The organism is Halomonas sp. BM-2019, from assembly GCF_017584085.1.
The window spans coordinates 1,504,555-1,515,136 of sequence record NZ_CP071922.1; the positions used below are offsets into that span (position 1 = coordinate 1,504,555).

The 10,582-nt window shown below is 70.1% G+C and carries 9 protein-coding genes; 7 read left to right on the forward strand and 2 right to left on the reverse strand.

Going from position 1 to position 10,582, the window contains the following annotated elements; translation table 11 throughout:
- From J5F18_RS07590 to J5F18_RS07615, 6 genes are all read left to right on the forward strand, one after another.
- Window positions 1-1,535 (forward strand): acyl-CoA dehydrogenase (locus J5F18_RS07590; protein ID WP_346301666.1); only part of this gene is annotated, 1,535 nt, incomplete at its 5' end.
- A 109-nt stretch (window positions 1,536-1,644) separates the two neighbouring features.
- Window positions 1,645-3,276 (forward strand): acyl-CoA synthetase, encoded by a 1,632-nt coding sequence (locus J5F18_RS07595; protein ID WP_346301667.1) that lies wholly within the window; start codon window positions 1,645-1,647, stop codon window positions 3,274-3,276.
- Window positions 3,277-3,311: 35 nt separating this feature from the next.
- Window positions 3,312-4,160, forward strand: a complete 849-nt coding sequence (locus tag J5F18_RS07600) for a 3-hydroxybutyryl-CoA dehydrogenase (RefSeq protein WP_346301668.1) — start codon at window positions 3,312-3,314, stop codon at window positions 4,158-4,160.
- A gap of 240 nt (window positions 4,161-4,400) precedes the next feature.
- Complete coding sequence (locus J5F18_RS07605; protein ID WP_346301669.1) at window positions 4,401-5,048, forward strand: TetR/AcrR family transcriptional regulator; 648 nt, start codon at window positions 4,401-4,403, stop codon at window positions 5,046-5,048.
- Window positions 5,049-5,098: 50 nt separating this feature from the next.
- Window positions 5,099-6,079, forward strand: coding sequence for an MDR family oxidoreductase (locus J5F18_RS07610; RefSeq protein ID WP_346301670.1), 981 nt, complete (start codon window positions 5,099-5,101; stop codon window positions 6,077-6,079).
- A gap of 315 nt (window positions 6,080-6,394) precedes the next feature.
- Window positions 6,395-7,168 carry an enoyl-CoA hydratase-related protein gene (locus tag J5F18_RS07615; protein WP_346301671.1) on the forward strand — a complete coding sequence of 258 codons (774 nt, stop codon included), beginning with the start codon at window positions 6,395-6,397 and terminating at the stop codon, window positions 7,166-7,168.
- A gap of 88 nt (window positions 7,169-7,256) precedes the next feature.
- Here J5F18_RS07615 and J5F18_RS07620 read toward each other — a convergent pair whose 3' ends face one another.
- Complete coding sequence (locus tag J5F18_RS07620) at window positions 7,257-7,682, reverse strand: VOC family protein (protein ID WP_346301672.1); 426 nt, start codon at window positions 7,680-7,682, stop codon at window positions 7,257-7,259.
- 148 nt (window positions 7,683-7,830) lie between these two features.
- Between J5F18_RS07620 and fusA the strand changes: the two genes are divergently transcribed.
- Window positions 7,831-9,879, forward strand: a complete 2,049-nt coding sequence (gene fusA / locus J5F18_RS07625) for an elongation factor G (protein ID WP_346301673.1) — start codon at window positions 7,831-7,833, stop codon at window positions 9,877-9,879.
- A gap of 229 nt (window positions 9,880-10,108) precedes the next feature.
- On the opposite strand, the gene J5F18_RS07630 is transcribed toward fusA, so the two are convergent.
- The coding region (locus J5F18_RS07630) for a CapA family protein (RefSeq protein ID WP_346301674.1) at window positions 10,109-10,582 on the reverse strand (474 nt) is incomplete at its 5' end.

The following is a 10,582-nucleotide window of genomic DNA, read 5'->3' on the forward strand; positions in this document are numbered from 1 at the left end:
GTATCGGCGTGCCCGAGGCGCTGGGCGGCCAGGGCCTCCCCGAGGTGGTGGCCAGCGCCGTGCAGGAGATGCTCCACGGCGCCAACATGGCGCTGGGGCTCTGCCCGATGCTCACCGCCGGGGCCATCGAGGCGCTGGCCCACCACGGTAGCGAGGCGCAGAAGGCCACCTATCTGCCGAAGCTCGTCGAAGGCACCTGGACCGGCACCATGAACCTTACCGAGCCCCAGGCCGGCTCGGATCTGTCGAAAGTCCGTACCCGTGCCGTGCCCCAGGAGGACGGCAGCTACCGGCTGTTCGGCCAGAAGATCTTCATCACCTGGGGCGAGCACGACGCCGCCGAGAACATCATCCACCTGGTGCTGGCCCGCACCCCCGATGCCTCCGAGGGCAACAAGGGCATCTCGCTGTTCCTGGTGCCGAAGTACTTGGTGAATGAGCCCCTGGTCAATGAGGATGGCTCGCTCGGCGAGCGCAACGACGTCACCTGCGCCTCCATCGAGCACAAGCTGGGTATTCACGGCTCGCCCACCTGCACCCTGAGCTTCGGCGAGAAGGACGGCGCCATCGGCTACCTGGTGGGCGAGGAGGGGCGAGGCCTCAACCACATGTTCACCATGATGAACGAGGCGCGCCACAAGGTGGGGATCCAGGGCATCGGCGTGGCCGAGCGCGCCTGCCAGCACGCCTTCGCCTACGCCCTGGAGCGCACCCAGGGGCGCAGCCCGCGCTCCGGCCGTGACGACTGCACCATCAGCGACCACCTGGACGTGCGCCGCATGCTGCTCGCCATGCGGGCGCGTACCGATGCGCTGCGGGCGCTGGCCCTCTACTGCGCCGCCCAGCTCGACCTGGCCCGCCACGCCGCGAATGACGCCGAGCGCGCCGCCGCCCAGGCTCGGGTCGAGGTGCTGATCCCGGTGGTCAAGGCCTTCTCCACCGACCAGGCCGTGGAGATCGCCTCCCTGGGCATCCAGGTGCACGGCGGCATGGGCTTCATCGAGGAGACCGGCGCCGCCCAGCTGCTGCGCGACGCCCGCATCGCCCCCATCTACGAGGGCACCAATGGCATCCAGGCCCTCGATCTCGCCGGGCGCAAGCTGCAGCGCGACGGCGGCGCGGCCCTCGAGGGCCTGATCGACCAGGTGGCGGCCACCGCCGCGGCGCTCAGGGCCAGCCCCGAGCACGCCGCCCTGGGCGAGAACCTGGCCGGCGGAGCCGCCGACCTGCGCGCCGCCATGGCCGTGGTGCTGGAGGCGGGCGCCGACCCGGAGCAGGGCGCCGATGCCGTCCAGGCCTACGCCACCCCCTTCCTGAATCTGGCCGGCCACGTGCTCTGCGCCTGGCAGATGGGCCAGGCGGCGCTCAAGGCCAGCGCGGCCATCGCCAACGGCCGTGATGAGCCGTTCTATCAGGCCAAGCTGCAGAGCGCCGACTACGCCATTCGCCAGTGGCTGCCGGTGGGCCGCGCCCAGCGCGCGGTGATCGAGGCCGGCATGGCGAGCCTGGCCGTCTTCGACGCCGCCGCCCTCTAGCCCCGCTTTCGTCGCCGCCGGCCCCGCGCCGGCGGCGGCCTTTCGGGTCTCGACACCCTTGCCCAGACAACCCCCCTCCATGGCCAAGCGCCAGATCACGGAGCCAAGCATGAGCCAGGACATCTTCGAACAGGGCCTGCCCAAGACTGCGGCCAACCACGTGGCGCTGTCGCCGCTGACCTTTATCGAGCGTACCGCCTCGGTCTACCCGGACTACCCGGCGGTGGTCTACGGCGAGATCCGCCGCGACTGGGGCACCACCTGGGCGCGCTGCCGACGTCTCGCCTCGGCGCTGGAGCGGCGCGGCATCCGGCCCGGCCAGGCGGTGGCGGCGATGCTGCCCAACGTGCCGGCCATGTTCGAGGCCCACTTCGGCGTGCCCCTGGCGGGCGGCGTGCTCAACACCCTGAACATCCGCCTGGACGCCGAGGCCATCGCCTACATGCTCGAGCACGGCGAGGCCAAGGCGATCCTGGTCGACCCGGAGTTTGCCGACGTCATCGAGGCGGCGGTGGCCAGGCTCGACGAGAAGCCGCTGATCATCGACGTGGCGGACCCCGAGTTCCTGCCCGAGGGGCGCGCCATCGGCGAGCTCGAGTACGAGGCGCTGCTGGCGGAGGGCGATCCCGACTACGCCTACCGGCTGCCCGAGGACGAGTGGCAGGCGATCTCGCTCAACTACACCTCCGGCACCACCGGCAAGCCCAAGGGGGTGGTCTACCACCACCGCGGCGCCTACCTGAACGCCACCAGCAACATCCTGGTGTGGGCGATGCCCCACCACCCGGTCTATCTGTGGACCCTGCCGATGTTCCACTGCAACGGCTGGTGCTTCCCCTGGACCATCGCCGCCGCCGCCGGGACCAGCGTCTGCCTGCGCAAGGTGGAGGCGAAGCGGGTCATGGACCTGATCGCCGACGAGGGGGTCACCCACTTCAGCGGCGCGCCCATCGTGCTCAACGGCCTGGTCAACCTGCCGGACGCCGACAAGCGGGACTTCGATCACGCCGTGAAGGTCACCACCGCCGGCGCCGCGCCGCCCGCCTCGGTGATTGCCGGCGTGGAGCGCCTCGGCATCGACGTGACCCACGTCTACGGCCTCACCGAGGTCTATGGCCCGGTCACCTCCTGCGCCTGGCGCGAGGCCTGGAACGAGCTGCCGGCTGAGGAGCGGGCCAGGCTCAAGTCTCGCCAGGGGGTGCGCTACCACATGCTGGAGGCGCTCTGCGTGGCCGACCCCAATACCCTGGAGCCGGTGCCCAAGGACGGCACGACCATCGGCGAGGTGCTGATGCGCGGCAACAACGTGATGAAGGGCTACCTGAAGAACGCGGCGGCCACCGAGCAGGCCCTCGAGGGCGGCTGGTACCATACCGGCGACCTGGCCGTGTGGCACCCGGACGGCTACATCGAGATCAAGGACCGCTCCAAGGACATCATCATCTCCGGTGGCGAGAACATCTCCACCATCGAGGTGGAGGATGCCCTCTATTCGCACCCGGCGGTGGAGGAGGCCGCGGTGGTGGCCAAGCCCGACGAGAAGTGGGGCGAGACCCCCTGCGCCTTCGTCAAGCTCAAGGTAGGCTACGGCGAGGTGACCGAGGCGGATATCATCGCGCACTGCCGCGAGCGCCTGGCGCACTTCAAGGCGCCGAAGACGGTGATCTTCACCGAGCTGCCCAAGACCTCGACCGGCAAGATCCAGAAGTTCGTGCTGCGCGAAGAGGCGCGCAAGCAGTGATCGACCCGGCCGGAAAAAACCAAGGAGAGAGTGCAATGAGTGAGCAAGCGATCGGCGTGGTAGGCGCCGGCACCATGGGACAGGGCATCGCCCAGGTGCTGGTCCAGAGCGGTTTCGCCGTGCAGCTCTACGACGTGGCCGACGAGCAGCTCCAGCGCGCCCGCGGTGCCATCGACAAGGGCCTGGGCAAGCTGGTGGCCAAGGAGAAGCTCGGCGAGGCCGACAAGGACGCCGCCCTGGCGCGCCTGGCCACCTCCACCGCCCTGGACGCCCTGCGCGACTGCGAGGTGATCATCGAGGCCGCCCCGGAGCAACCGGCGCTCAAGGAGAAGCTGTTCCGCGACCTGAGCCGCCTGACCCACGAGGCGATCCTCGCCTCCAACACCTCCTCGCTGTCGCTGACTCGGCTGGCGGCGGTGTGCGAGCGCCCCGAGCGGGTGGTGGGCATGCACTTCTTCAACCCGGTGCCGGTGCTGAAGCTCGTCGAGGTGATCCGCGCCGAGCAAACCAGTGACGCCACCGTGGCGCGCATCGAGGCGCTCACCGAGGCGCTGGGCAAGACCGCCGTGGCCATCGCCGACTCCCCCGGCTTCGCGGTCAACCGCCTGCTGGTGCCGATGATCAACGAGGCGGCCTTCCTGCTCCAGGAGGGGGTGGCCAGCGCCGAAGACATCGACGAATCCATGAAGCTCGGCGCCGCCCACCCCATGGGGCCGCTGGCGCTGGCCGACCTGATCGGCCTGGACGTCTGCCTCTCCATCATGGAGGTGCTGCAGGAGGGCTTCGGCGACCCCAAGTACCGCCCCTGCCCGCTGCTCAAGCGCATGGTGGCCGCCGGCTACCTGGGTCGCAAGACCGGCCGCGGCTTCCACGTCTACCAGTAGGCCCCGCCCTGCCGTAGGCCCCCCAAGCCCAGCGCCCGGCCATTCCCGCGATGGCCGGGCCCGGGCGTGGCAAGGTACCCGGGCCGGTTTGGCATGCCAGGCGCGTCGATACAGGCGGCGCGCCGACCCTGTCATCGCTACCAGGATCGGCAAGATGCTCTGACCGATCAGGCGTGATCGAGCTCTCGGGCAGCTGCCTCCGGCACGGGTTTGTTATTTTGTAGACGAGTGGTCTATATTATGGGCATGACCCAGTCCAGCGTATCCAGTGTCAAGCGTCGGCGTGGCCGGCCGCCCAAGGTGCCCCGCAATGATCAGGACACCCGTGCCGCCCTGATTCAGAGCGGCACCGAGGTGCTGACCGAACAGGGCTTCCTGGCCGCAGGGATCGACGGCATCCTGCGGCGCGTAGGGGTCCCGAAGGGCTCTTTCTACTACTACTTCGAGAGCAAGGAGGCCTTCGGCCGAGCCGTGATGGCCCACTACGGGGCTTACTTTGCGCACAAGCTGGATCGCCACCTGCTCAACGACGCGCTGTCGCCTCTGGCGCGGGTGGAAGCCTTCGTCGAGGACGCCCAGGCTGGAATGGCCCGCCACGACTTCCGGCGGGGCTGCCTGGTGGGCAACCTGGGTCAGGAGGTCGGCAGCCTGCCGGAGGCCTACCGGCAGTGGCTTCGGGAAACGCTGGAGGATTGGCAGTGGCGGCTCGCGCGCTGTCTGGAAGAGGCCAAGGGAGCAGGGGAACTCGCCGCCAGCGCCGATGGAGATCGGCTTGCCGAGGCCTTCTGGATAGGCTGGGAAGGCGCCGTTATGCGCGCCCGGCTCGAGCGCAGCGTGCGCCCCATGGAGGTCTTTCTTCAGTGCTATCTGGAAGGACTGCCGAGGTAGCCACTGTCTCAGATCATTAAATAGACGACCGGGCTAAAGGGAGAAGCACGATGTTCAAGGCGATAGTGATCGAGAAGTCGGACGACGCCCAGCGCGTCGGGGTCCAGTCCCTGGAGGAGTCCCGGCTCCCGGAGGGCGACGTCACCGTGCGGGTCGAGTGCAGCACCCTCAACTACAAGGATGCCCTGGCCATCACCGGCAAGGGCCCCGTGGTCAGGCAGTTTCCCATGGTGCCGGGGATCGACCTGGCGGGGACGGTCGAGGCCTCGAGCGCCGATGAGTTCAAGCCGGGCGACAGCGTCCTGCTCAACGGCTGGGGCGTGGGGGAAGGCCACTGGGGTGGGCTGGCCGAGAAGGCGCGCCTCAAGAGCGATTGGCTGATTCCTCTTCCCTCGGCCTTCACCGCCAGCCAGGCCATGGCCATCGGCACCGCGGGCTACACGGCGATGCTCGCCGTCATGGCGCTGGAGCGCCAGGGGCTCGAGCCGGACCACGGGGACGTGCTGGTGACCGGCGCCAGCGGCGGCGTGGGCAGCTACGCCATCGCCCTGCTCTCCAGGCTGGGCTATCGGGTCATCGCCGCCACCGGGCGCCCCGAGGAGGAGGCCTACCTCAAGGGGCTGGGGGCCCAGGCGATCATCGACCGCGCCGAGCTCTCCGAGCCGGGCAGGCCGCTGGCCAAGGAGCGCTGGGCCGGCGCCATCGATTCGGTGGGCAGCCACACCCTGGCCAACGTGCTGGCGGGCACCCGCTACGGCGGGGTCGTCGCCGCCTGCGGGCTCGCCCAGGGCATGGACCTACCGGCCACGGTGGCCCCCTTCATCCTGCGCGGCGTGACCCTGGCCGGCATCGATAGCGTCATGCGGCCCAGGGCCGATCGCCTCGAGGCCTGGCGTCGGCTGGGCGAGCTGCTCGACCCCGCCCAGCTGGATGCCATCACCCGGACCATCGGCCTCGACGAGGCCATCGACACGGCCGAGGAGCTGCTCGCCGGCCGCGTGCGGGGACGCGTGGTGGTCAGCCTGGCCTAGGGTCGCCCGACCGCCAGACAAAAGGTTCATCGCACTTTGGCGTGAACCTGTTCTGCAGGAGGCGCACTGTGGGAGCCCGGCTTTGCCGGGCGAATGGAGGCCGTAGGACTCCTAAACGACTGGCTTCAACACAGGTAGCACCGCCGAGGCGCCTTCGCCGCCATTCGCTCGGGGAACCCGAGCTCCCACGGGGTAATTTCACGCCAATCTCCGAACAGCCAGACAAAAGAGGGGATTGCCGACCAACCAAGCGTTCGCTAGGGTTGGGCGTTATCGTCTCGAACATCCACTGAACAACAAGCCAAGGAGTCCCCCATGAGCGAGCAGCTGATCGAGGTGGTCGACAACGCCGGCATCGTGCGCCTGACCATCAACCGCCCCAAGGCGCTCAACGCCCTCAACAGCGACGTGCTGAGCGAGCTCGAACGGGTGCTGGCCGAGCTGGAGGGCCGCGACGACCTGCGCGCGGTGCTGATCACCGGCGCCGGCGAGAAGTCCTTCGTGGCCGGTGCCGACATCGCCGAGATGCGCACCAAGACCCCGGAGGAGGCGCGCGCCTTCGCCCGCCAGGCACTCGCCACCCTGAAGCGCCTGGAGACCCTGCCGGTGCCCACCGTGGCGCTGGTCAACGGCTTCTGCCTGGGTGGGGGCTGCGAGCTGGCCCTGGCCTGCGACTGGGCGGTGGCCAGCGACAACGCCATCTTCGGCCAGCCCGAGGTGCTGCTGGGCGTGATCCCCGGCTTCGGCGGCACCCAGCGCCTGCCGCGCCGGGTCGGCCCGGCCCTGGCCCTTGATCTCTGCACCACCGGGCGCAAGATCGATGCCGCCGAGGCGCTGCGCATCGGCCTGGTCAACCGGGTGATGCCCCAGAGCGAGCTCGAGGCCTACGCCGAGGAGCTCACCAAGCAGCTCGGCGGGAACGGCCCGCAGTCGGTGCGCGCCGCCAAGCAGGCGATCCACGACGGCATGGACCAGGACCTCGACAGCGCCCTGGCGCTGGAGACCGCGCTGTTCGCCTTCTGCTTCGCCGGCGAGGAGCAGACCGAGGGCATGAGTGCCTTCGTCGAGAAGCGCAAGCCGAACTTCTGATTCAGGCGTGTCCCTCTGGTGAGACGACCGCGGCCGTGGCATCCCTGCCACGGCCGCAGTGCGTCTGGCCGGCCTTGCGCCGCTGGTTCTATCTGGCGAACAGCTGGCCCATGTCCTTGAAGGCCTTGAACTCCAGGGCGTTGCCGCAGGGGTCGAGCAGGAACATGGTGGCCTGCTCGCCCACCTGGCCCTGGAAGCGCACGTAGGGCTCGATCACGAACTCGGTGCCGCGGGCCCTGAGCCGCTCGGCCAGGGCCTCCCACTCCGCCCAGCCCAGCACCACCCCGAAGTGCGGCACCGGCACGTCGTGGCCGTCCACCGGGTTGGTGTTGGCCTGCTCCTGATAGGGCATCTTCGGGTGCTCGTGGATCACCAGCTGGTGGCCGAAGAAGTTGAAGTCGACCCACTGCTCGCTGGAGCGGCCCTCCTCGAGGCCGAACACCTCGCCGTAGAAGGCGCGGGCCGCGGGCAGGTCGTGGACGGGAATCGCCAGGTGGAAGGGGGAGAGGGACATGGGGAACTCCGGCTGGATGAGGGGGGACGGCTCGGCCGCTGCGTGACAGCAGCGTAGGCGGTGGGGAGCCAAAAGCAAGTCGCCGCCGTTCAGGGGGGAGCCTTGCCTGCTACCCTTCAAAGGCCGCTACCGCCTGGAGGGGAAGCCGATGAGCGACGATGCAAGAGGCCCCGAGCGAATCCGCAACATCGCCCTGACCGGCCAGGCCGGGGTGGGCAAGACCCGCCTGGCCGAGGCGTTGCTGGCCGCGGCCGGGGTCGAGGAGGCCGCCAACCACCGCAAGGGGGCGCCCCTGGGGGATGCCCAGGCCCAGGAGGCGGCGCTGGAGCACTCCATCACCGCCACTCCCCTGGGGCTGCCCTGGGGGGAGGCCTGGATCAACCTGATCGACACCCCCGGCTACGCCGACTTCCAGGGCGCGGCCCTCTCCATCCTGCCCGCCGTGGAGACGGTGGCGGTGGTGATCGATGCCGAGCGTGGCATCGACGCTGGGGCCCGCCGCATGATGCAGTGGGCCGAGGAGCGCGGCCTGTGCCGGCTGGTCGTGGTCAACCGCATCGATGCCGCCCCCGGGCGCTTGCCGGCCCTGCTGGAGGCCCTGCGCGAGCGCTTCGGCCCCGAGTGCCTGGCGCTCAACCTGCCTGCCGAGGGGGCGAGCCGGGTGGTGGACTGCTTCTTCTCCCCGGACGGCGAGGCGGACTTCGCCTCGGTGGCCGAGGCCCACGAGAGGCTGGTGGACCAGGTGGTGGAGCTGGACGAGGAGCTGATGGCGCTCTACCTGGAGCAGGGCGAGGCGCTGGAGCCGAGCCAGCTCCACGACCCCTTCGAGGCCGCGCTGCGCCAGGGCCACCTGATCCCGGTGTGCTTCGTCTCGGCGGCCAGCGGCGCCGGGGTGGCGGAGCTGCTCACCGTCTTCGAGCGCCTGATGCCCAATCCCCTGGAGGGCAACCCGCCGCCCTTCCTGCGCCTCGAGGAGGAGGGCGAGACGGCGTTCATGGCGCGCCCGGATCCCGAGGCCCATGTGCTGGCCCATGTGGTGCGCATCGAGCACGACCCTTATCTCGGCAAGGTGGCGCTGTTCCGGGTCCACCAGGGCACCGTCAGCCGCGATACCCGGCTCTTCGCGGGGGAGGCGCGCAAGGCCTTCCGGGTTGGCACCCTGTTCCGCTTCGAGGGGCGCCGGACCCGGGAGGTGGAGCGCTGCGGGCCCGGCGAGCTCTGCGCCCTGACCAAGGTGGAGGAGGCGACGCTGGACAGCGTGCTCCACGACTCCCACGACGAGGACCATATCCGCCTGCGGCCGGTGGTGTTGCCGGCCCCGGTGTTCGGGCTGGCGATCGCCGCCACCCGCCGCGGCGACGAGCAGCGCCTCTCCGAGTCCCTGGGCAAGCTGGTGGAGGAGGACCCGGGGCTGGCGGTGGACCAGGACGCCGTCACCCAGGAGACGGTGCTGCGCGGCCTCGGCGAGCTGCACCTGCGCACCGCCCTGGAGCGCCTCGGCCAGCGCTTCAAGGTGGAGGTGGAAACCAGCACGCCCTCCATCGCCTACCGCGAGACCATCGCCGTCCCCGCCGAGGGCCATTGCCGCCACAAGAAGCAGACCGGCGGCGCCGGCCAGTTCGGCGAGGTGTTCCTCAAGGTGGAGCCGCTGCCGCGCGGCGCCGGCTTCGAGTTCACCGACACCATCCGCGGCGGGACCATCCCCTCGTCGCTGCTGCCCGCGGTGGAGAAGGGCGTGCGCCAGGCCCTGGCCAGCGGCGCGGTGGCGGGCTATCCGCTGCAGGACGTGCGGGTCACCGTGCTGGACGGCAAGACCCACCCGGTGGACTCCAAGGAGATCGCCTTCGTGATCGCCGGGCGCAAGGCCTTCCTCGACGCGGTGCGCAAGGCGAGCCCGCTGCTGCTGGAGCCCCTGGCGGAGCTCGGCGTCGACGCCCCGGGCTCGGCCATGGGCGATCTCACCGCCGACCTCTCGGCGAGCCGCGGGCGCATCCTCGACACCCAGACCCTGGGCGACCAGGTCAACCTCCAGGCCCTGGTGCCGCTCGCCGAGGTGCTCGACTACCCCAGCCGGCTCAACGCCATGACCGGCGGTGCCGGCACCTACAGCCTGCGCTTCAGCCACTACGAGCCGGCCCCGGACAACGTGCAGCAGCGGTTGATCAAGGCGTACCGACCCAGGGAGGAAGAGGCCTAATCCAGGATTCATCGCAGATCAGCGTGAAGCTGCCTTGTGGGAGCTCGGGTTCACCGACGGTTCGACGCCTCGACGAATGGCGCCGAAGGTGCCCCAGCGGTGTTGTTTACGCTTGCGCCAGCCGCCTGGGAGTCCTTCGGCCTCCATTCGCCTGGCAAAGCCGAGACGTCGAACCGCGGCCTCCCACTATGAAACCTGCCAAACATGTTCACGCCAAAGTGCGAAGAACCTAATCCAGTGCCCAGTGCAGGCGGCCCTGCTCTCCGCGGGCAAGCGGCGGGCTGGCGTCCGGTGTCGGGCCCGGGCCATGGCGATTGAGGGTCTCGGCCAGCCAGTCGGCCTCGTCGGCCGTGGCATGCTCGAGCCGCAGGCGCCGGCGGCGCAGCGGCGTCAGCCAGAGGGCGAGCCACTCGCGGCGGCCGGGATGCCAGCGGGCGCCCACCAGCACGGTCAGCTCCGGGAAGTATGCCTCGTGGCCGCGGATCCCCTCGTAGTCGTTGATCAGGTCGCCGCAGCCGTAGAGGATCGGCCGGTCCCGGTAGCGCTCGAGCCCCTTGGGGTGGTGGGAGGAGTGGCCGTGGATCAGGTCGGCCCCGGCGTCGATCAGCCGATGGGCCAGGCGCCGGTGGGCCTCGGGCACCCGGTAGCCCCAGTTGCCGCCCCAGTGCACCGAGGCCACCGCCAGGTCGCCGGGGCGCTTCTC